This is a genomic window from Stenotrophomonas sp. FR024 (assembly GCF_047500745.2).
GTDB classification, from domain to species: Bacteria; Pseudomonadota; Gammaproteobacteria; order Xanthomonadales; family Xanthomonadaceae; genus Stenotrophomonas; species Stenotrophomonas maltophilia_A.
Genome location: NZ_JAXAXM020000002.1, coordinates 103,830 through 126,803, shown reverse-complemented (window position 1 = coordinate 126,803; position 22,974 = coordinate 103,830). Strand labels below are relative to the sequence as shown.

Here is a 22,974-nt window from a genome sequence, read left to right as displayed (position 1 = left end):
GCTGCTGGAATGGTCCCCGAACGTTCCGCTCCGGCACTGTTTGGCCCCGGCTGCGCCGCCGGCCTGGTGCTGGGCGCGCTGGTCTGCGTGCAGATGCCGGCGCTGCTGCCGTTGTCGCTGAGTGCGCCGATGGCCGTTGCCGGCGTCGCGGGCTGGCTGCTGCGCTGGCGCGGCCGCGCGTGGGCTGCAGTCCTGCTCGGCCTGGCATGGGCAACAGTGCACGGGCAGTGGGCCCTGCACGGCCAGCTTCCACCCGGTGCGCCGCCGCAGGATGTGCAGGTGCGGGGGCGGGTGGCCGATCTTCCACAGAGAGGGGCCGGCTACACACGTTTCGTACTGCACGTGGATGAGACCGATGCGCTGCCAGTGCTGCGTGGCAAGCGCCTGCAGGTCACCTGGAACGACCCGTGGCGCGGATCGCCAGCGCATCAGGCGGAGGGCGGGCGCCACGCGGTTCGTGCGGGATCACATTGGCAGTTGTCGTTGCGCGTGCGCGCGCCACGCTCGCGGATCAATCCTGGCGGCTTCGACGGCGAACGCCATGCATTGCTGCGCGGTATTTCCGGCAATGGCACGGTGCGCGACCCCGGCGCTGCGCGTGAGCGCGCGCCTGCGCAGGGCCTGCCGGCCTGGCGCGAGCGCAGCAGTGACGCCATCGCAACGCAGGTGGCACATCCTGCCGCGCGGTTCGTGCAGGCCCTGGCACTGGGCGACACGCGCGGCCTGTCCGATGCCGACTGGGAGCACCTGCGCGCGCTGGGCCTGACCCATCTGGTCGCCATCTCCGGTTTCCACGTGGGCGTGGTGGCTGGCTTTGGCGTACTGCTGTGCCGCGTGTCGTGGTGGCTGTGCCCGGTGCTGGGACGGTTCTGGCCTCGGCCGCAGGCGGCGGCATGGGGCGCGGCGCTGGCCGCAGCCGTCTATGCCGTGGCCGCCGGCGGCGCGCTTCCAACAGTGCGTGCGGCGCTGATGATCGGGCTGGTGGCACTGGCCCGTGCCGGGCGTCGCCCGGTGGGTGCGGGGCAGGGACTGGCCCTGGCCGCGATGGTGATGCTGCTGCCGGCGCCGCTGTCGGTGCTGTCGGCCGGCTTCTGGCTCAGTTTCGGGGGCGTGCTGTGGCTGCTGTGGTGCCTGCCACGAACCGGGCCGGACGGCGTCGGTGGGGGCCTGCGCGGCTTTCTGGCCGCCCAGGGCGTGGCCAGCCTCGGCCTGTTGCCGCTGTGCGTGGCCCTGTTCGGCGGCACCGCGCGCTTGGGGCCGCTGGTCAATCTGCCGATCATTCCGTGGTGGACCCTGCTGGTGGTGCCGTTGTCGCTGCTGGGTACCGGCCTGCACGCGTTGCATGATGGCGCCGGGCGCTGGGCATGGCGCGCCGCCGCCTGGCTGTTCGAGCTCAGCTGGCAGGCCCTGCAGCCGTTGGCGCTGCACCCGCAGGCGATGTGGTGGTTGGCTGAGGCGCCGCGCTGGGCGGTGCCGGCGGCAGTGGCGGGGGTGTTCTGGTGGCTGCTGCCACGCGGCGCTGGCGGTACCTTGGCAGGCCTGCTGCTGTGCCTGCCGCTTCTGTGGCCCGCCCGGCATGCACCGGCTGAAGGCGAACTGGAGCTGCTGGTGCACGACGTAGGGCAGGGCACCGCGGTGCTGGTGCGTACGGCGCGGCACGCGCTCTGGTACGACGTGGGGCCGCCGACAGGCGGCGACGGCAACGAACGCATTCTGGTCCCGGCCCTGCGCGCGCTCGGACAGGGGCCGCCCCAGCAGGCGATGCTCAGCCATGACCATCTTGATCACACCGGCAGCCTGCCGAGCCTGCGAAGGCAGCTGCCCGGGCTGCAGCTGCTGGCGCCACCGGGCAGTACCATCGCCGGCGCTGCGCCCTGCCAGCAAGGGATGCAGTGGCAGTGGGACGGAGTTGATTTCCAGGTCCTGCACCCGGCACCGGGCAGCCGCCAGGCCGAGAACGAGGACAGCTGCGTGCTGCGCGTCGCCAGCCGTCACGGCGTGGTCCTGCTGCCTGGCGATATCGGCCGCCCGGCCGAGCAGGCGCTGCTGAAGGCATACCCGGCAGCGCTGAAGGCGGATGTGGTGCTGGTGCCGCACCATGGCAGCGGTGGCAGTTCCAGCGCGCCGTGGGTCGAGGCCGTGGCGCCACGGCTGGCGGTGGTCTCGGCCGGGCACCGCAACCGCTTCGGGCACCCCCGCCAGGACGTGGTCCAGCGCTGGCAGGCGCAAGGGGCCGAGGTGCTGGCCACGGCCGATTCCGGGGCGATCCGCATATGGCTTGGCGCACAAGGGCTGCAGCTGCGTGAACAGCGCATCCACGCATCCCGGTGGTGGGATGCCGCTGGGCGGGCGCGGTCGGCTGCTATCCTATCGCCGATCGAACAAGCGGCCGTTGGGCCGGAGGGTTGAAACGTGTGGGAACTGGTCAAGGCCGGTGGCTGGCCGATGGTGCCGCTGCTGCTGTTGGGCGTACTGGCTTTGGCGATCATCCTGGAGCGTTTCTGGTCCCTGCGACGTACTGAAGTGCTGCCGCCCGGCCTCGGCCAGGAAGTGCGCAACTGGGCGGCACGCGGCAAGCTCGACCCGGCCCACCTGCAGACCCTGCGGGCGAACTCGCCGCTGGGCGCGCTGCTGGCCGCCGCGCTGGAAGCACGCAACCGCCCGCGCGACCAGATCCGCGAGCGCATCGAAGACACCGGCCGCCACCTGGTGCACCGCATGGAGCGTTTCCTCAACGCGCTGGGCACCATCGCATCGGCCGGGCCGCTGCTGGGCCTGCTGGGCACGGTGATCGGCATGATCCAGATGTTCCTGGGCATCCTCGACCATGGCGTGGGTGATGTGAACCAGCTGGCCGGTGGTATCGGCAAGGCGCTGGTGTGCACCGCCACCGGCATGATCGTCGCCATTCCAGCACTGATGTTCCACCGCTACTTCAAGGGCCGCATCCACGGTTATGTGGTAGAGATGGAGCAGGAAGCCAGCGCGCTGCTGGATACGCTGGATGGCCGCCCCGGCGTGATGAACCCTGCCGTTGCCACGCGCCCGGCCGGCGCGGCCACGGCGAAGGCCTGATCGATGCGTATCGGCAACGACCGATCCCAGGATGAGCCGCATATCGACCTGGTGCCACTGATCGACGTCATCCTGGTGCTGATCATCTTCTTCGTGGTCACCACCACCTTCGATGCGCGCTCGACACTCCAGGTGGAGCTGCCTACGGCCAGCCAGCAGCCCAGCAATGAGCCGCCGCGCTCGTTGAGCGTGCTGATCAACGCCGAGGGCCGCTACTTCATCAATGACCAGGAAGTGCTGCGCAGCGACGTCGAGTCGGTCAAGCAGACCATCGCGGCCGTTGCCGGCAGCGACCGTACCCAGCCGGTGCTGTTGCGTGCCGATGCCCGCACGCCCTATCAGGCCGTGGTGACCGCGCAGGATGCGCTGGGTCAGCTCGGTTTCCGCCGTATTGCCATTGCAACAGCACCCGAGGTGCGTCCATGAGTTCCAAACACGCGCCGGTGTGGCCGATCTACAAACGTCTGCTGGGATACACCCGTGCCTACTGGGGCATGATGGTCGCCGCCGTCATCGCCATGGCGGTGGAGTCGGTAGCCGGCTACCACTTCACCAAGCTGATGGAGCCGCTGGTCAACCGTGGCTTCGTCAATCCCGAACCGAAAATGGCGGTGATCCTGCCGCTGACCATCCTTGGCCTGTTCCTGATGCGCAGCGCCGCCACCTGGGTGAGCGACTACGCGCTGGCCAAGACCGGTCGCAGCGTGGTGCGCGACTTGCGTGAACAGGTGCTGGCCAAGTACCTGCACCTGCCGTCCTCGCATTTCGATACCGAATCGACGCCGGTGATGGTCAGTCGCCTCAACTTCGATACCGAGCAGGTCACCCAGGCCAGCGCCGATGCGCTCAAGACCGTGGTTGCCGACACCCTGACCATCATCGCCATGCTGGCGGTGATGCTGCAGATGAGCGTCAAGGTGACCGTGGCCATGCTGGTGGTGGTGCCGATGATCGGCGTGATCGTGTCTTACGTGGGCAAGCGCTACCGGCGCATCAGCCGCGGTATCCAGGACGGCATGGGCACGATGGCGCAGACCGCCGAGCAGTCACTGGCGGCCCAGCAGGAAGTGAAGGTGCACGGCACCCAGCAGCATGAGATGTCGCGCTACTCGCGCCTGGCCAACCGCATGCTGGCGCTGAACATGAAGGTGGAAATCACCCGTGCCGGTGCCTCCAGCGTGGTCCAGTTCCTGGCCGCGCTGGCGCTGGCGGTGATCGTCTGGGTGTCGACCCGCGAAGCACTGGCAGGGCGCCTCAATGCCGGCCAGTTCATGGGCCTGATGATCTCGATGACGGCGATCATCCCGTCGCTGCGCCGCCTGACCAGCGTGCAGTCCTCGATCTCCCGCGGTGTGTCCGCCGCCGAGCGCCTGTTCGACATCCTCGACATGCCGGTCGAGCGCGACGAAGGCCGCAACACGGTGCAGCGCGTGCGTGGCGAACTGGCCTTCGAGCACGTCATGCTGCGTTACCGCGAAGACAGTGGCATCGCCCTGGACGACATCAGCTTCGTGGCCAAGCCGGGTACGGTCACCGCCATCGTTGGTCGATCCGGCAGCGGCAAGACCAGCCTGATCCGGCTCGTGCCGCGCTTCTACGAACCCAGCGGCGGGCGCATCACCCTCGACGGGGTGGCACTGGACGACTATCCGCTGGCCGACCTGCGTCGCCAGGTGGCGATGGTCGGGCAGAAGGTCATGTTGTTCGACGACACCATCGGCGCCAACATCGCCTATGGCATGGACGCGACGGATGAACAGATCCGAGCGGCAGCTGAAGCCGCGAATGCCTGGGAGTTCATCGCACGCATGCCGCAGCAGCTGCAGACCCCGGTGGGCGAGAACGGCGCGCTGCTGTCCGGTGGCCAGCGCCAGCGCCTGGCGATCGCCCGTGCGATCCTGCGCGACGCGCCGATCCTGATCCTCGATGAAGCCACCGCAGCGCTGGACAACGAATCGGAGCGCCTGGTGCAGGACGCGCTGCAGCGATTGATGCCCGAGCGCACCACGCTGGTCATCGCGCATCGCCTGTCGACCATCGAGCATGCAGACCAGGTGCTGGTGATGGACCACGGTCGCATCGTCGAGCGCGGTACCCACAAAGAGCTGCTCACCATGGGTGGCCTGTACCAGCATCTGCACAGCATGCAGTTCCGCGAAAGGCAGGACTGATGGCCGGCAAGGGTACCCAGACCCCGCCGTACTGGTACGACGGCACCCCGGTTCCGTGGGCGATGCGCCTGCTGGCGCCGCTGTATGCCGGCGTCACCGCGCTGCGCCGGCGCGCCTATCGGCGTGGCTGGCGCAAGCGCTACACGCTGCCGGTGCCGGTCATCGTGGTTGGCAACATCACCGCCGGTGGAACTGGCAAGACGCCGCTGACCATCGCGCTGGTGGAGCGCCTGCGTGCCGCCGGTTGGAAGCCGGGCGTGGCCAGTCGTGGCTACGGCCGCGAAGATGCCGACAAGCCGCTGTGGGTCAAGGCCGATACGCCGACCGCCAAGGGCGGTGACGAGCCGGTGCTGATTGCCTGGAAGACCGGCGTGCCGGTGCGCGTGGACAGTGATCGTGTTGCAGCCGGCAAGGCGCTGATCGAGGCCGGCTGCGATGTGATCGTCTGCGACGACGGCCTGCAGCACTACCGGCTGGCACGCGACATCGAGATCGAGGTGGTCGATGCGCAGCGCCGCTACGGTAATGGCCGGATGATTCCGGCCGGGCCGCTGCGTGAGCCGGTCAGCCGCGCCAGCGAGTGCGATTTCCGCGTGGTCAACCTCGGCCAGGCCGATGAGGAGACTGCAGCACAGGCCTGCGGCTTCGGCCAGTGGCCGATGGCCCTGCACATCGACAGCGCACAACCGCTGGCCGGTGGCCGTGCCCGTCCGCTGTCGTATTTCAAGGGCCAGCGCGTGCACGCCGTGGCTGGCATCGCCCACCCGCAGCGCTTCTTCGACATGCTGCGCGCGCGTGGCATCGGCGTCGTGCCGCACGCCTTCGCTGACCATCAGGCCTATCAGCCGCAGGACCTGTCCTTTGGCAGCCAGCTGCCGGTGCTGATGACCGAGAAGGACGCGGTGAAATGCCGCGCGTTCGGCAATGACTGGCACTACGCGGTCCCGCTGCGCGCCGAGCTGCCTGCCGCATTCTGGGTGGCGCTGACCGACCGCCTGGACAAGCTGCGACCGAACTGAGTGGCGCGGCGGCGCTTGCATTCATGCGCCGCCGGCCGCATTCCCGTTGTAACGAGCCTGCCGAGTACCGCCCCATGACCGAATTCGTCGTCGCCATCCCGGCCCGCTATGCCGCCTCGCGGCTGCCGGGCAAGCCGCTGCGCCCGCTGGGCGGTGAGCCGCTGGTGCTGCACGTGGCGCGTCGCGCGCTGCAGGCCGGTGCCGGCGAGGTCTGGGTCGCTACCGACGATCAACGCATTGCCGACGCACTGTCCGGCCTGGCCGAAGTGAAGGTGGCGATGACCGCCACCTCGCATGCCTCCGGTACCGACCGCCTGGCCGAGTGCGCGCGCATCGCCGGCTGGGCCGATGACACTGTCGTGGTCAACCTGCAGGGCGACGAGCCGTTCGCGCCGGCGGCGGGTATCCGCGCGGTGGCCCAGGCACTGGTTGAAGGCAATGCGCCGATGTCGACCCTCGCCACGACCGTCGAAGACGCGCATACCCTGTTCGACCCGAACGTGGTGAAGCTGGTGCGCAACGTGCGCAACGAGGCGATGTACTTCAGCCGCGCCCCGATCGCCTGGCACCGCGATGGCTTTGCCCGCAGCCGTGACACGCTGCCGGCCGGTCACAACTGGCTGCGCCACATCGGCATCTACGGCTATCGCGCCGGTTTCCTGCAGCAGTTCGCGGCGATGCCGCCGGGCCAGCTGGAGCAGATCGAATCGCTGGAACAGCTGCGCGTGCTGGAAGCGGGTTTCCCGATCAGCGTGGCGATCTCGCCCGAACCGTTCCCGCCGGGCATCGACACGCCCGAGGACCTGGAACGCGCCGAAGCATTGCTGCAGACGCTGGCTGCCCGATGAAGCTGCTGGTCGTCTGCCTCGGCAACATCTGCCGTTCGCCGATGGCCGAAGGAGCGCTGCGCGCGCGCCTGGACGCCTCGCCGCTGGCTGGTCGGGTGCAGGTCGATTCGGCCGGCACCGGCGACTGGCATGTGGGCGAGCCACCGGACCGGCGAGCGATCGGCTGCGCGGCCGGGCATGGCGTGGACATCGGCGGCCTGCGCGCGCGCCAGCTGCAGGTCGCGGATTTCGACCGCTTCGACTGGATCCTGTGCGCCGATGAGGCCAACCTGCGCGATGCGGGTCGGCTGGCCACACCCGCCCAGCGCGAACGCCTGGCGCTGTACCTGCCGTGGTCCGGCGGGCAGGGCAGGGGTGCGATCCCGGACCCGTACACCGGCGGAAGTGAGCATTTCGAACAGGTCTGGACATTGGTCGACGATGCTGCAAAACGTGCCGTGGCACGACTGTTGCATGACGCCGACTCCGGCATAATCGGGCCATGAACGTCCAGCCCGTCCCGGACCTGCCCGAGTTCGCCACCTGGCTCAACGCCACCCCCTGCACCCTGACCGAACTGCGCGGTCGGCCGGTGGCGCTGTTGTTTGTCAACGCCGCCTCCGCCTGGAGCGCGCAACGCCTGGCCGAGTTCGGCCAATGGCTGTCGCGCCACCCCGGCAAGCTGCAGCCGCTGGTGCTGCAGGTGCCGCGCTTCGATTTCGAACGCGAGGCCGGCGCCGCATTGAAGCTGCTGCGTCGCCAGGGCCTGACGATGCCGGTGCTGCTTGATGCCGACTGGGATGGCTGGCGCCGCTTCGGCATCACCGCCTGGCCGACCCTGGTGCTGCTGGATGCGCAGGGCCGCGAACAGCAACGGCTGGTCGGGCAGGGTGCACCCGGTGAGCTGGAGCGTGCCTTGAACGCGCTGTGCGAAGGCGCACCGTCGGCGCCGCCGCGTGGCGGCAGCGAACTGCACCCGGAACCCCGCCAGGCGCTGCGCTTCCCGCTGGGCCTGGCGGTCAGCACCGAACGGCTCTACATCGCCGACAGCGGCCATCACCGCATCCTCGAATGCAGCCATGGTGGCCGCATCCTTCGCCAGTTCGGGCTGGGCACCGCCGATTTCATGGACGGCAACCTCGCCGAAGCCGCGTTCCACCGCCCGCAGGCGCTGGTGCTGGAGCGCGATTCGCTGTACGTCGCCGACACCGGCAACCACGCGGTGCGTCGTATCAACCTGCTGACCGGGATCGTCGATACCCTGTGCGGCAACGGCCGTCCCGGTGCACCGATGGAAGGCCCGGTCGCGCAGGCGCGGCAGGTTGCGCTGGACCATCCGGTCGGCCTGGCCATTGCCGACAACCAGCTGCACATCGCCATGGCTGGCGACAACCGCATCTGGAGCTACCACCTGGGCCAGCGCAGCCTGCAATGGCGCGCGGGCAGTGGTTCCATCGACGAGCGTGATGGTAGCGGGCATCTGGCTGCCTTTGCCCAGCCGACTGCGCTGGCCGTGGTGCAGCAGGTGCTGTACGTGGCCGATGCGCTGGGTTCCTCGATCCGCGCGCTGCAGTTGCGCGGCGATCTGGTGCAGACCTTGGTCGGGCAGGGGCCGTGGCGCTTCGGCTGCGAAGACGGTCCGCGTTCGGACGCCAGCCTGCAGTTCCCACAGGCCATCGCGCTGAGTCCGGATGCGCCGCTGTTGTGGATTGCCGATACCGGCAACGGCCGCCTGCGCACGCTGCGCCTGGGCGGTGGCGAACTGACCACCCAGCCGTTGCCACGACGCCTGCATGGCCCGGCGGGGTTGGCGGTAGGCGCCGGTGCGGTGTGGATCGCCGAGACCGACGCCCATGCCGTGCTGCGATTCGACCCGGACAGCGGCGTGCTCAGCGAAGTCCCGATCAGCGAATGACAGACGTTCCCGCCCCGGCCTTCGACGGCAAGGCCTTCGCGGCCCAGCTCAGTACCGCCCCTGGCGTGTACCGCATGTACGCCGCCGACGACACGTTGCTGTACGTGGGCAAGGCGCGCGCGCTGCGCAACCGTGTCGGCAGCTATTTCAACGGCAGCCCGAAGAACGCGCGGATCATGTCGATGATCTCGCAGATCGCGCGCATGGACGTGACCGTGACGCGCTCGGAAGCCGAGGCGCTGCTGCTGGAAAACCAGCTGATCAAATCACTGTCGCCGCGTTACAACGTCTCGTTGCGCGACGACAAGACCTATCCGCACGTGCTGCTGACCCGAGAGGACTGGCCGCGCATCGCGCTGCATCGCGGTCCGCGCGCCATTCCCGGCCGCTACTTCGGGCCGTATCCCGGCGTTACCGCCGTGCGCGAAACGCTGAACCTGATGCACAAGCTGTTCAAGCTGCGCAGCTGCGAGGACAGCGTGTTCCGCAACCGCTCGCGGCCGTGCCTGCAGTACCAGATCGGTCGCTGCAGCGCGCCCTGCGTGGAGCTGGTGCCGGCGCCGGACTACGCCGAATCGGTGCGTCGCGCCGCACTGTTCCTGGAAGGCAAGAGCGACGAGCTGACCCGCGAACTGGGCGAGCAGATGCAGGCCGCCAGCGAGGCACTGGAGTTCGAGCAGGCCGCGCGCCTGCGCGACCTGATCTCCTCGCTGCGCAGCATGCAGACCCGCCAGTACGTGGATGGCCGTGCCGCCGATCTGGACGTGCTGGCGGTGGCCATGCAGGGTTCGCAGGCCTGCGTGCTGCTGTTGGCTTTCCGCGATGGCCGCAACCTCGGTACCCGCCCGTTCTTCCCACGCACCAACGGTGAAGATAGCCCGGAGGAAGTGCTGGCCGCGTTCGTCTCGCAGTACTACATCGAATTCGAGCCGCCGCGCGAGATCCTGCTGGATCGCGAGATTCCCGATGCCGACCTGCTGGTGGCCGCGCTGTCGGCCTCGGCCGAGCGCAAGGTGCAGCTGAAGTGGAACGTGCGCGGCGAACGCGCCGGCTATGTGGAACTGGCCAGCCGCAACGCGCAGCTGACCCTGGCGACCGAACTCAACAGCCGCAACGCGCAGCACGCGCGCAGCGACGCGCTGCGCGACATGCTGGGCCTGGCCGAGCCGGTCAAGCGTGTTGAATGTTTCGATATCAGCCATACCATGGGTGAGGCCACCGTGGCCTCATGCGTGGTGTTCGACGCCGCCGGTCCGGTGCGCGCGCAGTACCGCCGCTTCAATATCAGCGGCATCGAGCCGGGCGACGACTACGCCGCCATGCGCCAGGCCATCGACCGCCGCTTCCGCCGTGCAGTGGAAGAGCAGGGCGTGCTGCCGGACGTGCTGCTGATCGACGGCGGCGCCGGCCAGTTGGCCCAGGCCCAGGCCGCGCTGGCCGACCTGGGCGTGGAAGGCGTGTTGCTGGTGGGCGTGGCCAAGGGCGTGGAACGCCGCGCCGGCCACGAAGCGCTGGTGATGCCCGATGGCCGCGAGCTGCGCCCGGGCGCGGCCAATCCGGCGCTGCAGTTCATCCAGCAGGTGCGCGATGAGGCGCACCGCTTCGCCATCACCGGCCACCGCGGCCGCCGCCAGAAGGCGCGGATGACCAGCAAGCTGGAGGACATCCCTGGTATCGGGCCGCGCCGCCGCGCCAGCCTGCTCAAGCATTTCGGCGGCCTGGTCGGCCTGAAAGCCGCTGGTGAAGCGGAAATCGCCAGGGTGGAAGGTATCAATGACGCCCTCGCGGCACGTATCTACGCTAACCTGCACGGGTTGGCCACGCCTGATCCGGCCGAGTAGAGAGAGAAGCACGCAAGCATGAAGTTGACCCTGCCCACCTGGCTGACCTTGTTGCGGATCGTGATGATCCCGGTGCTGGTGCTGGTGTTCTACCTGCCCTACACCTGGACCAACTTCGCTTCGGCGGCGATCTTCGGCCTGGCCGCGATCACCGACTGGCTCGATGGCTGGATCGCACGCCGTTACCAGCTGGAATCGGCCTTCGGCGCCTTCCTCGACCCGGTCGCGGACAAGCTGATGGTGGCGGTGGCGCTGTTCCTGATCGTGCAGGGTCACCCGACGCCGTGGATGGCGTTCTGGGCGGCGGTGATCGTTGGTCGTGAAATTGCGGTATCGGCGCTGCGCGAATGGATGGCCGAACTCGGCCAGCGCGCCAAGGTGCGCGTGGCGATGATCGGCAAGGTCAAGACCACCGCGCAGATGGTCGCGCTGCTCTGCCTGCTGTATTCGGTGGCACCGAACGTGCCGGTGGAAGACATCTGGATGGGCTGGCCGGTGTTCCATATCGGCGACTGGACCCTGGCGATCGCCGCGGTGCTGACCCTGTGGTCGGGCCTGCAGTACCTGCACGCCGCCTGGCCGAGCCTGCGCGATGACGAGCGCGCTGCGCGCGAGCGTGCACGGCAGAAGAAGCTGGGCAACTGAGCCCCGGGGTCGGATCCCTTTCCGCAGGAAAGGGCTCTGACCCCATCGATGCGCCTATCCACGCATGGCGTGGATCTACTCGACGCGCTGGACGGATCTACGGTGATGCCCCATACACGCATGGCGTGGATCTACTGGAAATGCCGCATCCACGGATGATGCGGATCCATCGGTTTGCGGGGATGCCATAGTAGATCCACGCCATGCGTGGATACGCAATGCAAGGTGCCTCGCAGACCCTGAAAAAGCGCTTGACGCCATCCTTGGAATAGGTAAAATTTCGCCTCCCAAGCGGGAATAGCTCAGTTGGTAGAGCGCAACCTTGCCAAGGTTGAGGTCGCGAGTTCGAGTCTCGTTTCCCGCTCCAGATTCAAGAAAAACGCTCCCGAAAGGGGGCGTTTTTCGTTTGCGTCCAACGCGCTTCATTGCCACTTCACCGTCGCCCCATCGCCCCACCACATGAAGGTTGGATGCTGCATCCTTCGTTCCAAGGGTGACGCCGCGATGCCTCATCAATCCTCCGCCTACGACCACGACGTGGTCATCGTCGGCGCCAGTTTCGCGGGTACCGCCTGCGCGTTGGCTGCCGCCCAGTATGGCTTGCGCGTCTGCGTGCTCGAACGCAAGGCCGACCCCGGCGAACGCCTGCACACCACCGGCATCGTGGTGAAGGAAGCGATGGAGCAGACCTGGCTGGGGCGCATGCCCGAATGCCTGGTGCAACGCGTTGCCAATGTGCGGCTGTATGCGCCGAACCTGCGCAGCGTGTTGTTGGCCGCGCCGGGCTATTACTTCCTCACCACCGATACGCCGAACCTGATGCGCTGGCTGGCCAGCGAGCTGCGCGCGAATGGTGTCGACCTTCGCCTGCAGCAGTCCTTCACCGGCGCCCATCGCAGTGGTGACGGCTGGCAGGTGGAAGGGGCAGGGCGGTGCGCCTACCTGGTCGGTGCCGATGGTGCACGCTCACGCGTTGCCCAGCGCACCGGGCTCGGCAAGGTGCCTGACAACCTCTACGGCGTGGAACGTGAGTTCGCCGGCCTCCAGTTGCCGCAGGGCGACGCACTCCATTGCTTCGTCAGCAAGCGCTTTGCACCGGGTTACATCGGGTGGGTCGCACAGAACCCGACCGGGCTGCAGGTCGGCTTGGCGCTGCGCCATGACCCGAACCAGGTGCGGCCGCCTGATATCGATGGCTTTCTTGAGCACGTGCGCGATGTGGTCGGCATTCCGCCTTCGGCGCGTCCCTCGGCCACCCGCGCAGGGCTGGTGCCCTGCGGCCGGCCGGATGGGCCGTTCACCGGCCAACGCGTGATCCTGACCGGCGACGCGGCGGGCATCGTCTCACCACTGTCCGCCGGAGGCATCCATTCCTCGTGGCGGCATGGCTGGGCGGTCGGCGAGGCGATTGCCCGCCATCTGCGTGGGCAAGGGCGGGAAGCGGAACGGGTGGCGCGGCAGGTGGCGCCGGCATTCCATGGCAAGCGCCTGCTGCGCTGGGCGATGGATCATCTGCAGGCCGACTGGCCGCTCAACGCACTGCTGCATACGGCGGCCACGCGGCGCATCGCTGAGCAGGTCTACTTCCACCGCCGTGGCCTACGCACGTGATGCGCAATTCGATGGCCATCTAATTCCATGATTCTGTATTTATTTACGTGAATGCACATATAAGCCGCAAAATTAGGGAATTAAATTCATTGAACAGGAGTGGTGTCGATTCTATAATTTGGGTGCCAACTGGCATGGGAAGAGGGTGGTGAGCGCTATGTTGGATTTGGGCTTCAGCAAGCCCGGCGAGGTCGTCAAGCGACTCTGCGAGCGCTTGCGCACAGAGCGCATGGCGTTGGGCATGACACAGTCGGATCTGGCCGGGCGTGCCGGCATTGGGACCAACACCGTGTCCAATCTGGAGGCCGGGCGCAATGTTGGCTTCGAGGCGGTGGTCCGCGTGGCGATGGTCCTTGGTCGGATCAACGAACTCGAAGCCCTGTTCCAGCCAAAGCTGGACAGCATCGAAGACATTCGGCGCTACGAAGAGGCCGCGAATCGCCTGCGGACGAAGAGGAAGCCCCGCAATGCCTGAGCAAGTGAATGTCTTCTACGAGGGGTGGGGAGAGCGATGGCTCTGGGGAACGCTGGTCTCCACCACCGCCCTGACCGGCCGCCCGCTGATCGCCTTCGAGTACAGCAACGAGGCCAGGCAAAGGGGGCTGGAGCTGTCTTCGTACAAGCTGCCGCTGGCCGGCCCTCCGTTGCGGCGGGATTTTCCGGACCATCAACTGCAACTGCCCGGGCCCGTGTATGACGCCTTGCCAGACGGCTGGGGCATGCTGCTGATGGACCGCATGTTCAGACGCCGAAGGATCAGTACAGCACGCATCGGCCCGCTCCAGCGTTTGGCCTGCATCGGTGGCAACGCGATGGGGGCCATGACGTTTGAACCTGTGGCGCCCGAGGGTGAGGCGCCGCAGGTCCACATCCCGCTGGAGCAGCTTGCCGCCGAAGTGCAGGAGGTGCTCCGGGGAGAAGGTGGCGAATTTCTGCAGACCTTGCTGCTGGTGGGCGGCTCACCCCAAGGTGCAAGGCCCAAGGCACTTGTCTATCGCGATCCGCAGTTCGGTGGGTTCACCACGGCCGCCGAGCCAGGGTTCGAAGCCTGGCTGGTCAAGTTCCCGGCCAGAGAAGAGCATGCCGAGGCGTGCGCCATCGAAATGGTCTACGCCGAGTGCTTGCGCAGGTGCGGCATCGAGACCCCGGACACGCAGTACTTCAGCCTGCCCAATGGGCTGGCCGCGTTCGCCAGCAAGCGCTTTGATCGCCACGATGGGTTGCGTGTACCCATGCAGAGTCTTGCCGCATTCACGGGCGCCAACTACCAGACGGCGGGGTCCTTGGACTATGTCAACTTCCTGCGCGCGACCCAGCTGTGTACCAATGACGTGCGGCAAATGGCCGTGGCCTTCGAGCGTGCGGTCTTCAACGTCGCCTTCAACAACCGGGACGATCATCCGAAGAATTTTGCCTACATCATGTCGCCGGATGGGCAATGGCGCCTGGCCCCGGCCTACGACGTGACCTTCTGCGAGGGACCCAACGGATATCACCAGATGGACGTCATGGGGGAGGCACTGGCGATTTCCCGTGCTGACATGCTTCGGCTTGCCGAGGAAGCAGAAGTGCAGCAGGGTGACGCCAGTCTGGCGATTGACAGCATCTGCGAGGTGGCCAGCCAATTCACCGAAATCGCCAACGGCATGTATTCAAGCGTTATTGCTCAAGACACCTTGAGCATGATCCAAGGGCGTATCAACGAGAACGTGGCTCTGCTGCGGCAAGTCCGGCCTGGCCTGCGGACCTGAGGCCCGGGCGCAGGGGCCTGAACGCCCCCCTTCACTTCACCTGAAAATTCCTGTTGACGCCGTGCAGCAATATCGACACAATAGCGCTCCTTCGACGCAGGTCGAACGGAATCTGCGGGAATAGCTCAGTTGGTAGAGCGCAACCTTGCCAAGGTTGAGGTCGCGAGTTCGAGTCTCGTTTCCCGCTCCAGATTCAAGAAGAACGCTCCCGCAAGGGGGCGTTTTTCGTTTGTCACACCGGTTGCACCACCGCCGCGCTAGCGTGCCTTGCCGGGCAGGGCGCTGCACCAGGTCCGGGCATCCTGCCGGTGGAAACCGGGGCAGCGGTTGTCCTGCGGGATGTAGACGTAGGGAGCGTCATCTTCGTAGGTGAAGTGGTAGTAGTAGGTCCGGTCCTTCCCGTACAACCAGTAGTTCGACGAGCCCTGGTTGATGGCATACGGCTCGAACGTGAAGATCGAGGATTCGGCGGGAATGAAGTTGCTGCGCTCCATCAGTAGCAGCGTGGCGTTCGAGACCAGTGGGGTGGTCAGGACGAGCACGATCACGCCGACAGTTGCTGTCGTGATCGAGCCAATCAGCAGCCAGCGGCGGGGGCGTTTCACGGTCGGGCAGCATCGAAGCAAGACAATGCCGCAATGTGCAATACGCTGTGAAAGTCGTCCAGTGTTCCGTGCCGGGAACGCATTGAAAGCGTAGTGAAAGACTGGGTCGGCGTTGCCTGAACCGCACGCGTGCTGTGACCTTTTTCGGACGATTTCTCCATGTTCGCTCCACAATCGCACGGTAGCCTTCATGCTCCTTCTACACGTTGGCGGGCTGGTGGTCAGGCGTATCACTTCAGTGGCAGTGCCCAAGGCCGGGCACCGACTCTCCCTGCATGCAGTGCTGCGCCCTGGAGCGTTGTTGGCAAGCCTGGCCCTGGCCGGTTGCATGTCGGTGCCTGTTCCGGACCTGCCTGACCGCACGCCCAGCACCTGGACCCAGGTGCCGCAGGGCCAGGGCGTGGCAGTGGATGCCAGACAGTGGTGGAAAGTGCTGTCCGACCCGGCACTGGATGGCCTGGTCGACCAGGCCATCGCCGGCAACCTGGACCTGCAGCAGGCTACGCTGCGCCTGCAGGCCGTTCGGATCGTCGCCGGCACTTCCGACTCGCGTTTCCTGCCGGAAATCTCGGCCAGCGCCAAGCAGGTGCAGGACGCCGCCGCCGTCGATACCTACTTCCATGCCGGCATCGAAGCGATCTGGGACCTGGGCCTGTTCGGTGCCGCCGAGAGCGCGCAGTTGAGCGCGCAGGCTTCGGCCGGCAATGCCGAGGCGCTGCGCAATGCCGCGCAGGTGGCGGTGATTGCCGACGTGGTGCGCAGCTATCTGGACCTGACCGTTGCACAGGCCCAGCAGGACCTGCTGGCCCGCCAGCAATCGGTGGATGACCGCGGCGAGCACCTGGCCCTGGTCCGCCAGCGCCTGCGCCTGGATGAGCCCGGCGAACTTGATCGCCTGCGTGCACGCCAGGCCGCCACCCACGCCGCCATCGCACAAGCCCGGGAAAACGCCGACAACGCCGCCCGTGCGCTGGCATTGTTGCTGGGCCGTGATGGCCCGGATCCGGCTTGGCGCGCCTATCGCTCGCCGCCGAAGCTGGGCACGTTCTCCCTGCAGCAGGTACCGGCCGATCTGCTGCGCCACCGCCCGCAGATTCTGCTGGCCGAATCTGAAGTGATGCAGGCCGCGGCGAGCAAGGGCTCCGCACGTGCCGCGATGTATCCGCGGGTCAGTCTTGGTGGCTCGATCCTGTACGCCTACAACCTCACCCAGAACGCCCGCTCCAACTCCGATTCCAGTCCGTCGATCGGCCCGTACGTCGATATCCCGCTGTGGGATTGGGGTCAGCGTCGTGCACGCTTCAATGCCGATGAAAAGCAGCTGGATGCTGCACTGCTCGGTTACCGCAAGGCGGTACTGGAAGGCGTGAGCGAAGTGGAGGGCGCGCTGGGCAGCCTGGCGCGCCAGGACAGCAGCATCCAGTCGCTGCGTGCGGCCAATGATGCCGCCGGCCAGCAGGTCGAGCGCCAAGCGCGGCAGGTGCAGCTGGGCCTGTCCAGCGAGTTCGATGGACTGGATACGCAGCGTGCCGCGCTCGCCTCGCAGGCTGATCTGATCGGTGCGCAGGGCGCACGCGTGCTCGCGTTTGCTTCGCTGTACCGCGCGCTTGGCGGTGCACCGCTGCCGGCTGAGGGTGAGGGCGAACAGCAATGATCGCGCTGGCCCGCAAGACTCTGGCCTATGAGTGGCGCCGGTTTCTGCCGGTAGTGCTGGCGATGTGCTTCGCTGGCGTGCTGCTGATCGTGCAGGCGGCGCTGGTGCTGGGTATCTTCGGTACCGCCGCGATCTACGTGAAGGCATCGTCGGCTGATATCTGGGCCGGTTTCCCCGGCACCCAGAGCGTGAACTACGGCCATGCAATCAGTGCGGATGTGGAAAGCCACCTGCGCATGGATCCGGATGTCACCCGCGTCGAACCCTACGAGTGGGTCGATGGCGAATGGCGCTCCAGCGCGCAGGGTACCGGTAACGTGTCTGTGTATCTGTCCGGCATCTCCACCCAAGGCGACGCGATGATGTTCGCGCGCATCCTGCCCGCCGACCTGCGCGCGCAGCTGCGCGAACCCGGTGCGGTGATCGTCGATAGCGCCGATCTGGATACGCTGGGCGTGGACCTGCAGAACAACCGTGCGTGGATCAATGGCAAGGCGGTGCGCGTGGTCGCGGCACAACCGGGCCTGCGTGGCCTCGGTGGCGTCAACGTGCTGGCCTCGCTGGATACCGCGCGCGCCATCGCGGGTACCGATCCGCACGAGGGCAGTACCTATTTCGTGGCGGGCCTGCGTTCGCCGGACCTGGCCGACCGTGTGCGCGACCGCCTGGCCACGTCGATGGGGCAGGCCACGCCGGTCGAGTTCTGGACGGCACCGGAGTTCGCCAGCCGCTCGCAGCAATACTGGCTGTTCGATACCGGTGCCGGCATCGCAGTGTTGTTCATGGCCGTCATCGTCTGCTTCGTCGGCGCGGTGATCACCAACCAGTCGTTTGCTTCGGTGGTGGCCGGTTCGGTACGCGAGTACGCCACGCTCAATGCACTCGGTGCCGGTCGCTATGCGCTGGCGCGGGTGGTGTTCGAGCAGGCACTGTTGATCGGCGGCGTGGGCATGTTGCTGGCGGCGGCGTTCAGTACCGTCGTGCTGTTGATCGCACAGACCCAGCGCGTGCCGGTGCAGCTGACACCGATGGTGATCATCGGTTGCGTGGCGCTGGTCGCGGTGATGGCCATGCTGTCGAGCATCATGGCGGTACGCAGTGTCGTCCGCTCCGATCCATCGTTGCTGCTGCGTTGAGGACCGGCCGATGACTTCCGAACGCGCCGTCGCCCCGACCCTGCAGGCCGACGCACTGGAAAAGGGTTTCATGTCCGGCGACGTGCAGGTGCCGGTGCTGCGTGGCCTGTCACTGGACATCTATCCCGGTGAACTGACCCTGGTATCGGGCCCATCCGGTTGCGGCAAGAGCACGCTGCTGTCGTTGCTGTCTGGGTTGTCTGCGCCCGATGGCGGCCGCGTGCACGCGCTCGGGCAGGATGTGGGCCACATGACGCGCAGCGAAGTGGAGCGCTTCCGCCTGCACCATGTCGGCTTCGTGTTCCAAGGCTTCAATCTGTTCCCCGCACTGACCGCACTGGAACAGGTGCAGCTGCCGCTGGGCTATCGCGGCATGAGCAATCGCGAAAGCGAACCGCTGGCCCGCAAGGCATTGGACGAGGTGGGCCTCAGCCACCGCAGCCACATGCGACCGGCGCAGCTGTCCGGTGGTGAGAAGCAGCGCGTGGCCGTTGCGCGCGCCTTCGCCAAGTCGCCGACGCTGATCTTCGCCGACGAACCCACCAGCGCGCTGGACGCCGAGAACGGCCAGCGCGTGATCGACATCCTGCATCGCTACGCACGTGCGCATGGCGCCACCGTGCTGTGCGTGAGCCACGATCCGCGCCTGATCCGGCATGCCGATCGGGTGATCGCCATGGAAGACGGCATGGTCCGTGATGACCGCCGCCAGAACGAAACTGTAGAGTCCGCCCCATGACCAAGACGTTGCACCTGCTTCCCTTCAGCCTGGTACTGTCCGCGGCGCTGCTGCTCGGCGCCTGTTCCAAGGACGCGCCTGCCCAAGCACCTGCAGGTAGAGCCGGCACTGCCACCGCCGGCAAGGTCGCGGTGGCGCGCGGCATCATCGACGTCGAGGGTGGCCTGATCGCGCTGGCGCCGCCAGTGGATGGCTCGATCACCGCCGCGTCGGTGAAGGAGGGTGCCACGGTGAAGAAGGGACAGTTGCTGCTGTCGCTGGATGGCGCCCTGCTGCAGCAGGAAGTGGCGATGGCCACCGCCGATCTGGCCCTGGCCAACGACCGCCTGAAGGGCAGCCAGGCGCAGTTGCGCGAACTGGAGCGCAACGCCACCCGGCTGTCCACCGGCGCCAGCGAAGGCGTGTCGTCCAACCAGCAGGCCGATGCGGCCAAGCAGCAGCTGGCCGGCGTACGGGCCGATGTCGATGTGGCCGGTGCGCAGGTCGACATGGCCCAGCACAAGCTGGAGCACGCCAGACTGAAACTGCAGCAGATGTCGCTGAGCGCGCCGGAAGCCGGCACCGTGGTCGGCCAGGTGCCGGGCCTCGGCGCCTTCGTGCAGGCTGGCAAGCCGGCGATCTCGCTGCTGCCGGCACGCCCGCTGCAGGTGCGTGCAGAACTGAGCGCCGCCTATGCCGATGCTGTGCAGGTGGGCATGAAGGCCACCGTCGTGCCGGACAGCGATGGCGCCGAGAACACCGGCTCACTGCCACTCGCGCGCGTGGTGCGCATCAGTCCGGTGTTCGCGCAGGCGCGCTTGCCCGAAGACGCGGGGCGCGGCGTGGCCAAGGTGGTGGAGTGTGTGCTGGAGTTCGACGGCGAGGCCAAGGCGCGCTTCGGCCAGCATGTGCGGGTGGAGTTCCGGAAGTAGGGCGCGGGCCTCAGTTCCCGAGCCAACGTCGCAGGCTAGGCCAAAGTGAGGCCGGCACAACCACGAGCAGTGCCAGCAGCAAGATGGTGCTCATGCCGAGCAGCCAGTTCGAGTGGACGTCGCGCACGGGGGATTGATGCATGGCAGCCAAGCCCCATAGGACGTTCCACCCCAGCCATGGAATGAGGCTGATCAGGATCCGCAGCCACAGGCGGCGGAACCGCCATGGCTGCACAGCCAGGCCCAGCGCTGTCATTTCCACGAGGACGATCAGCGCGAACGTGATCACCGAGCCGATGGGATAGGGCAGTGTCCCGGACTCGGTGTGACGCAGTTGCCAGTAGTCTGGCTTGAAGCCGGCATGGATGAGTGCGGCAACCAGCAGCAGCCAGATGAGTGATGCCAGGAGCCAGAAGGAAGGGGGAGCACGGAATGCGATGGGCAGGGGCACGATGCAGGCGTTCGTCGCTGGCGGATCCTCAACCTTCCTGCATCGGCCTGCCGCAATCCATGCAAGAGATCCGAAAATGAAGCGGTGAAGCCCTCGGATCCAGCGCCTTAAGGAACCGCAGTCGGGGTCTTCTTCCTGCCGGAAATGCGTCCCAGGACGCTGACCAGCGACACCACGCACAGCGCCAGCAGCAGTCCCACGTCCAGCAGCAGCAACCACAGCAGATGCATGCCGTGCACCGGCGGCTGATGCATGGCCGACAGCATCCACGGTACCGACCACGCCAACAGCAGAACGAAGGCAATCAACAGGCGCAGCCACAGCCGCTTCAATTTCCACGGTCGCACGATCAAGGCGGCCACGACCAGTTCAACCGTGCCCAGCAACGCGAACATGATGACGGTGCTGGTCGGGTAGGACAGTTCGGCGCCTTCCAGGCGGTGCAGCAACCAGTAGTCCGGGGTGAAGCCGGCATTGACCAGCGCAGCGATCAGCGCCAGCCAGGTCAGCGCGACCAGCAGCCAGAACAGGCGGATGTAACGTCTAGGCATCGGCGGTGTCCATGGTAGCGGGCAGGCGGCTGCGTGATGCATAGCACACCGATGTGGCGATCGCGGCCAGCGCCAGCAGGCCAGGCCCGACGGTGAAGTACAGCAGGCGCAGCGGGTGGTTGTGCATCAGCGTCCAGGTCGCGAACGTCAGCGGAACCACCAGCACCAACAGCTTGGCGAACAGCGGCCGCAGCACCGCAATCAGTGGCTGGGCGCCGAGGAACATATGGAACAGATAGAACTGGGCGATGCCAAGGCCGATGTCGCGATGCGAGGTGAAGCCGAAATTGTCGCGATACCAGTTCATTCCCAGCGGAATCAGTGCCCAGTACAGCAGCGCTACTACCAGATGCAGCAGCAGGGCGATCAACAGGGGCTTGCCGCGAAGGAACATGGGCGCACGGGGCTGGGCGGGGCAGCGTACCCCAGTGCGGACGCCCATGACCGCATCGTGTGAAGACTGTTGACGGCGTGAAGGAATTTGGACACAATAGCGCTCCTTCGACGCAGGTCGAACGGAATCTGCGGGAATAGCTCAGTTGGTAGAGCGCAACCTTGCCAAGGTTGAGGTCGCGAGTTCGAGTCTCGTTTCCCGCTCCAGATTCTACAGGGCCCCGGTCGGGGCCTTGTTTTTCTCCCGCCACGGCAAGGCGGGGCACGTTGGGCCACAAGGCTTTACGCGCAGTCAGAAAAGTGAAATCGCTGGTGTGTGTTCCGGATTTCCGGTACCATGGCGGCTTACGCGGGAATAGCTCAGTTGGTAGAGCGCAACCTTGCCAAGGTTGAGGTCGCGAGTTCGAGTCTCGTTTCCCGCTCCATGCTCCGACAGGCCCCATCATGGGGTTTTGTCTTGTCAGGGCTCCGTTCCTGGCGCGCAGTACGTTGGCCTCATGGCAGAGTGGCTATGCACCGGATTGCAAATCCGTTTACAGCGGTTCGATTCCGCTTGAGGCCTCCAATTGAAAAGCCCTGACTCCGGTCAGGGCTTTTTTGTTTGTCTGGATGCCAGCTAACCTGCGTCCGGATCGATATCCGCTACAGCCTGGCCAGCGCCTGCACCGTGGCCTGGGTCAGTGGCTGGGGCAGCGCATCCAGCGCGAACCAGCCCAGCCCTGTCTGCACACCCGGCTCCTGGATGGAGGCCTCGGCACCGGCAGGTGCGCGAGCCTCGAAGATCGGCGCGACCCAGTGCTGCGCAAGTGTCGGCTCGAAATGATCGGCCACGCACAGCAGGCGCAGCAGCGTCACTTCCAATGCCGTCTCCTCGCGAGTTTCGCGGACCACGGCAGCCTCCACCGTTTCCATCCAGTCGACTTTGCCGCCGGGCAGGCCCCAGTGCCCGCGCTCCGGATCGCGTCCGCGCTGGATCAGCAGGATGCGGCCGTCGGCATCACGGACGACGGCGCCGCATCCAACGCGGGGAATCTGAAGTTCAGTCATGGCGGAGAGTGAAGAAGGAGCTGTCTTCATTCTTGCATGCACGCCGTATCAGGCGAACCCGCGCTAGGCTGGGCACCTGTGCATCAGCAACCTCACAGGTGTGTCGCATGCTTCTCCGGCAACTCGGCCCTGACGACGCCGATATTCTCTGGCAAGCACGGTTGCAGGCCCTTCGCGAGTCGCCTGCGGCGTTCCTGTCCACGCTGGCCGAGGCGCAGAATGACTCGGCGGACGTGATGCGCGCCCAGCTTGGCGATCCTGGTACGCGCTACTTCGGCACGTTCGTTGACGGCATGCTGGTGGGCTTCCTGCGTTACGTACGCCCGGTGCGGATGGCGCGACGGCATACGGCGGAAGTGCACAGTGTCCATGTGGGTGCTGGCCATCGAGGCCAGGGTGTCGCCCGTCAGCTTCTTCTTGCCGCGTTCGCGGCTGCGCGCGCGGAAGGCATCGAATCGCTAACTCTCACGGTACTGGCGGACAACGCCGCCGCGCGCGCGCTGTATGAATCGCTGGGTTTCACCGAATCCGGCGTCGAGCCGCGCGCGGTGAAGCGCGACGGCCGCTATGTGAACATGGTGTCGTACTGGATTTCAGTGACCAGTCACCGACCATCGCCGGCACCTTGAATC

The 22,974-nt window shown here is 66.6% G+C and carries 23 protein-coding genes and 5 tRNA genes; 23 read left to right on the top strand and 5 right to left on the bottom strand.

Annotated elements, in window-relative coordinates; all coding sequences use genetic code 11:
- Positions 1–9: 9 nt before the first annotated feature.
- The 15 genes from ACMZ91_RS02620 (at position 10) to ACMZ91_RS02550 (ending at position 15,045) form a co-directional block, all read left to right on the top strand.
- On the top strand, positions 10–2,409 hold the full coding sequence (locus ACMZ91_RS02620; protein ID WP_414578350.1) for a DNA internalization-related competence protein ComEC/Rec2: 2,400 nt from the start codon (positions 10–12) through the stop codon (positions 2,407–2,409).
- A gap of 3 nt (positions 2,410–2,412) precedes the next feature.
- Positions 2,413–3,075, top strand: coding sequence for a MotA/TolQ/ExbB proton channel family protein (locus ACMZ91_RS02615; protein ID WP_277779025.1), 663 nt, complete (start codon positions 2,413–2,415; stop codon positions 3,073–3,075).
- A gap of 3 nt (positions 3,076–3,078) precedes the next feature.
- Entirely contained in the window at positions 3,079–3,501 is a 423-nt protein-coding gene (locus tag ACMZ91_RS02610) for an ExbD/TolR family protein (protein ID WP_032128903.1), read from the top strand.
- Positions 3,498–5,246, top strand: coding sequence for a lipid A export permease/ATP-binding protein MsbA (gene msbA / locus ACMZ91_RS02605; protein WP_032128904.1), 1,749 nt, complete (start codon positions 3,498–3,500; stop codon positions 5,244–5,246). The genes ACMZ91_RS02610 and msbA overlap by 4 nt, the downstream gene beginning before the upstream one ends.
- Positions 5,246–6,265: a tetraacyldisaccharide 4'-kinase gene (lpxK, locus tag ACMZ91_RS02600; protein ID WP_032128905.1), complete on the top strand. Its 1,020-nt coding sequence runs from the start codon at positions 5,246–5,248 to the stop codon at positions 6,263–6,265. The genes msbA and lpxK overlap by 1 nt, the downstream gene beginning before the upstream one ends.
- A 74-nt stretch (positions 6,266–6,339) precedes the next feature.
- The gene (gene kdsB / locus ACMZ91_RS02595; RefSeq protein WP_032128906.1) at positions 6,340–7,113 is read left to right on the top strand and encodes a 3-deoxy-manno-octulosonate cytidylyltransferase; all 774 of its coding nucleotides are present in this window, start codon (positions 6,340–6,342) and stop codon (positions 7,111–7,113) included.
- Complete coding sequence (locus ACMZ91_RS02590) at positions 7,110–7,598, top strand: low molecular weight protein-tyrosine-phosphatase (protein WP_197655533.1); 489 nt, start codon at positions 7,110–7,112, stop codon at positions 7,596–7,598. Before kdsB ends, ACMZ91_RS02590 begins: the two co-directional genes overlap by 4 nt.
- Positions 7,595–9,007 (top strand): hypothetical protein, encoded by a 1,413-nt coding sequence (locus tag ACMZ91_RS02585; protein ID WP_197655532.1) that lies wholly within the window; start codon positions 7,595–7,597, stop codon positions 9,005–9,007. The genes ACMZ91_RS02590 and ACMZ91_RS02585 overlap by 4 nt, the downstream gene beginning before the upstream one ends.
- Positions 9,004–10,848 carry an excinuclease ABC subunit UvrC gene (gene uvrC / locus ACMZ91_RS02580; protein ID WP_197655531.1) on the top strand — a complete coding sequence of 615 codons (1,845 nt, stop codon included), beginning with the start codon at positions 9,004–9,006 and terminating at the stop codon, positions 10,846–10,848. The genes ACMZ91_RS02585 and uvrC overlap by 4 nt, the downstream gene beginning before the upstream one ends.
- A gap of 18 nt (positions 10,849–10,866) precedes the next feature.
- Positions 10,867–11,493 carry a CDP-diacylglycerol--glycerol-3-phosphate 3-phosphatidyltransferase gene (pgsA, locus tag ACMZ91_RS02575; protein WP_012510614.1) on the top strand — a complete coding sequence of 209 codons (627 nt, stop codon included), beginning with the start codon at positions 10,867–10,869 and terminating at the stop codon, positions 11,491–11,493.
- 291 nt (positions 11,494–11,784) lie between these two features.
- Positions 11,785–11,860, top strand: a tRNA-Gly gene (locus ACMZ91_RS02570).
- Positions 11,861–11,997: 137 nt separating this feature from the next.
- Positions 11,998–13,104: an FAD-dependent oxidoreductase gene (locus ACMZ91_RS02565; RefSeq protein WP_279912297.1), complete on the top strand. Its 1,107-nt coding sequence runs from the start codon at positions 11,998–12,000 to the stop codon at positions 13,102–13,104.
- A gap of 157 nt (positions 13,105–13,261) precedes the next feature.
- Positions 13,262–13,579, top strand: coding sequence for a helix-turn-helix domain-containing protein (locus tag ACMZ91_RS02560; RefSeq protein WP_180844468.1), 318 nt, complete (start codon positions 13,262–13,264; stop codon positions 13,577–13,579).
- The gene (locus ACMZ91_RS02555) at positions 13,572–14,855 is read left to right on the top strand and encodes a type II toxin-antitoxin system HipA family toxin (protein WP_107433533.1); all 1,284 of its coding nucleotides are present in this window, start codon (positions 13,572–13,574) and stop codon (positions 14,853–14,855) included. The genes ACMZ91_RS02560 and ACMZ91_RS02555 overlap by 8 nt, the downstream gene beginning before the upstream one ends.
- 114 nt (positions 14,856–14,969) lie before the next feature.
- Positions 14,970–15,045: transfer RNA gene (locus tag ACMZ91_RS02550), tRNA-Gly, on the top strand.
- A gap of 67 nt (positions 15,046–15,112) precedes the next feature.
- Here the strand turns inward: ACMZ91_RS02550 and ACMZ91_RS02545 are convergent.
- Positions 15,113–15,460, bottom strand: a complete 348-nt coding sequence (locus ACMZ91_RS02545; protein ID WP_050509834.1) for a hypothetical protein — start codon at positions 15,458–15,460, stop codon at positions 15,113–15,115.
- A 190-nt stretch (positions 15,461–15,650) separates the two neighbouring features.
- Here ACMZ91_RS02545 and ACMZ91_RS02540 point away from each other — a divergent pair, with 190 nt between their 5' ends.
- The 4 genes from ACMZ91_RS02540 to ACMZ91_RS02525 are packed head-to-tail and all read left to right on the top strand — an operon-like array spanning position 15,651 to position 19,900.
- A complete protein-coding gene (locus tag ACMZ91_RS02540; protein WP_495497650.1) occupies positions 15,651–17,114 on the top strand; it encodes an efflux transporter outer membrane subunit in 1,464 nt (487 codons plus the stop codon).
- Entirely contained in the window at positions 17,111–18,250 is a 1,140-nt protein-coding gene (locus ACMZ91_RS02535) for an ABC transporter permease (RefSeq protein ID WP_414578612.1), read from the top strand. The genes ACMZ91_RS02540 and ACMZ91_RS02535 overlap by 4 nt, the downstream gene beginning before the upstream one ends.
- 10 nt (positions 18,251–18,260) lie before the next feature.
- Entirely contained in the window at positions 18,261–18,989 is a 729-nt protein-coding gene (locus tag ACMZ91_RS02530; protein ID WP_201118674.1) for an ABC transporter ATP-binding protein, read from the top strand.
- Positions 18,986–19,900: an HlyD family secretion protein gene (locus ACMZ91_RS02525; RefSeq protein ID WP_414578610.1), complete on the top strand. Its 915-nt coding sequence runs from the start codon at positions 18,986–18,988 to the stop codon at positions 19,898–19,900. The genes ACMZ91_RS02530 and ACMZ91_RS02525 overlap by 4 nt, the downstream gene beginning before the upstream one ends.
- Positions 19,901–19,910: 10 nt before the next feature.
- On the opposite strand, the gene ACMZ91_RS02520 is transcribed toward ACMZ91_RS02525, so the two are convergent.
- The 3 genes from ACMZ91_RS02520 to ACMZ91_RS02510 form a co-directional block, all read right to left on the bottom strand.
- Positions 19,911–20,351, bottom strand: a complete 441-nt coding sequence (locus ACMZ91_RS02520) for a hypothetical protein (RefSeq protein WP_414578608.1) — start codon at positions 20,349–20,351, stop codon at positions 19,911–19,913.
- Positions 20,352–20,458: 107 nt separating this feature from the next.
- The gene (locus tag ACMZ91_RS02515) at positions 20,459–20,902 is read right to left on the bottom strand and encodes a hypothetical protein (protein WP_107433537.1); all 444 of its coding nucleotides are present in this window, start codon (positions 20,900–20,902) and stop codon (positions 20,459–20,461) included.
- Entirely contained in the window at positions 20,895–21,296 is a 402-nt protein-coding gene (locus ACMZ91_RS02510; RefSeq protein WP_414578606.1) for a hypothetical protein, read from the bottom strand. The genes ACMZ91_RS02515 and ACMZ91_RS02510 overlap by 8 nt, the downstream gene beginning before the upstream one ends.
- 130 nt (positions 21,297–21,426) lie before the next feature.
- Between ACMZ91_RS02510 and ACMZ91_RS02505 the strand changes: the two genes are divergently transcribed.
- From ACMZ91_RS02505 to ACMZ91_RS02495, 3 genes are all read left to right on the top strand, one after another.
- A tRNA-Gly gene (locus tag ACMZ91_RS02505) sits at positions 21,427–21,502 on the top strand.
- 142 nt (positions 21,503–21,644) lie between these two features.
- Positions 21,645–21,720 (top strand) — tRNA-Gly (locus tag ACMZ91_RS02500).
- Between the two features lie 66 nt (positions 21,721–21,786).
- Positions 21,787–21,860 (top strand) — tRNA-Cys (locus ACMZ91_RS02495).
- A 77-nt stretch (positions 21,861–21,937) separates the two neighbouring features.
- On the opposite strand, the gene ACMZ91_RS02490 is transcribed toward ACMZ91_RS02495, so the two are convergent.
- Positions 21,938–22,342: an NUDIX hydrolase gene (locus ACMZ91_RS02490; RefSeq protein WP_032128919.1), complete on the bottom strand. Its 405-nt coding sequence runs from the start codon at positions 22,340–22,342 to the stop codon at positions 21,938–21,940.
- 107 nt (positions 22,343–22,449) lie between these two features.
- Here ACMZ91_RS02490 and ACMZ91_RS02485 point away from each other — a divergent pair, with 107 nt between their 5' ends.
- Positions 22,450–22,971 (top strand): GNAT family N-acetyltransferase, encoded by a 522-nt coding sequence (locus ACMZ91_RS02485; RefSeq protein ID WP_414578075.1) that lies wholly within the window; start codon positions 22,450–22,452, stop codon positions 22,969–22,971.
- The last annotated feature ends 3 nt before the right edge of the window (positions 22,972–22,974 follow it).

Coding starts and splice junctions, on each gene's coding strand:
- ACMZ91_RS02620 (WP_414578350.1), top strand. CDS start 10: ATGGTCCCCGAACGTTCCGCTCCGGCACTGTTTGGCCCCGGCTGCGCC.
- ACMZ91_RS02610 (WP_032128903.1), top strand. CDS start 3,079: ATGCGTATCGGCAACGACCGATCCCAGGATGAGCCGCATATCGACCTG.
- msbA (WP_032128904.1), top strand. CDS start 3,498: ATGAGTTCCAAACACGCGCCGGTGTGGCCGATCTACAAACGTCTGCTG.
- lpxK (WP_032128905.1), top strand. CDS start 5,246: ATGGCCGGCAAGGGTACCCAGACCCCGCCGTACTGGTACGACGGCACC.
- kdsB (WP_032128906.1), top strand. CDS start 6,340: ATGACCGAATTCGTCGTCGCCATCCCGGCCCGCTATGCCGCCTCGCGG.
- ACMZ91_RS02590 (WP_197655533.1), top strand. CDS start 7,110: ATGAAGCTGCTGGTCGTCTGCCTCGGCAACATCTGCCGTTCGCCGATG.
- ACMZ91_RS02585 (WP_197655532.1), top strand. CDS start 7,595: ATGAACGTCCAGCCCGTCCCGGACCTGCCCGAGTTCGCCACCTGGCTC.
- uvrC (WP_197655531.1), top strand. CDS start 9,004: ATGACAGACGTTCCCGCCCCGGCCTTCGACGGCAAGGCCTTCGCGGCC.
- pgsA (WP_012510614.1), top strand. CDS start 10,867: ATGAAGTTGACCCTGCCCACCTGGCTGACCTTGTTGCGGATCGTGATG.
- ACMZ91_RS02565 (WP_279912297.1), top strand. CDS start 11,998: ATGCCTCATCAATCCTCCGCCTACGACCACGACGTGGTCATCGTCGGC.
- ACMZ91_RS02560 (WP_180844468.1), top strand. CDS start 13,262: ATGTTGGATTTGGGCTTCAGCAAGCCCGGCGAGGTCGTCAAGCGACTC.
- ACMZ91_RS02555 (WP_107433533.1), top strand. CDS start 13,572: ATGCCTGAGCAAGTGAATGTCTTCTACGAGGGGTGGGGAGAGCGATGG.
- ACMZ91_RS02540 (WP_495497650.1), top strand. CDS start 15,651: ATGCTCCTTCTACACGTTGGCGGGCTGGTGGTCAGGCGTATCACTTCA.
- ACMZ91_RS02535 (WP_414578612.1), top strand. CDS start 17,111: ATGATCGCGCTGGCCCGCAAGACTCTGGCCTATGAGTGGCGCCGGTTT.
- ACMZ91_RS02530 (WP_201118674.1), top strand. CDS start 18,261: ATGACTTCCGAACGCGCCGTCGCCCCGACCCTGCAGGCCGACGCACTG.
- ACMZ91_RS02525 (WP_414578610.1), top strand. CDS start 18,986: ATGACCAAGACGTTGCACCTGCTTCCCTTCAGCCTGGTACTGTCCGCG.
- ACMZ91_RS02515 (WP_107433537.1), bottom strand. CDS start 20,902: ATGCCTAGACGTTACATCCGCCTGTTCTGGCTGCTGGTCGCGCTGACC.
- ACMZ91_RS02510 (WP_414578606.1), bottom strand. CDS start 21,296: ATGTTCCTTCGCGGCAAGCCCCTGTTGATCGCCCTGCTGCTGCATCTG.
- ACMZ91_RS02490 (WP_032128919.1), bottom strand. CDS start 22,342: ATGACTGAACTTCAGATTCCCCGCGTTGGATGCGGCGCCGTCGTCCGT.
- ACMZ91_RS02485 (WP_414578075.1), top strand. CDS start 22,450: ATGCTTCTCCGGCAACTCGGCCCTGACGACGCCGATATTCTCTGGCAA.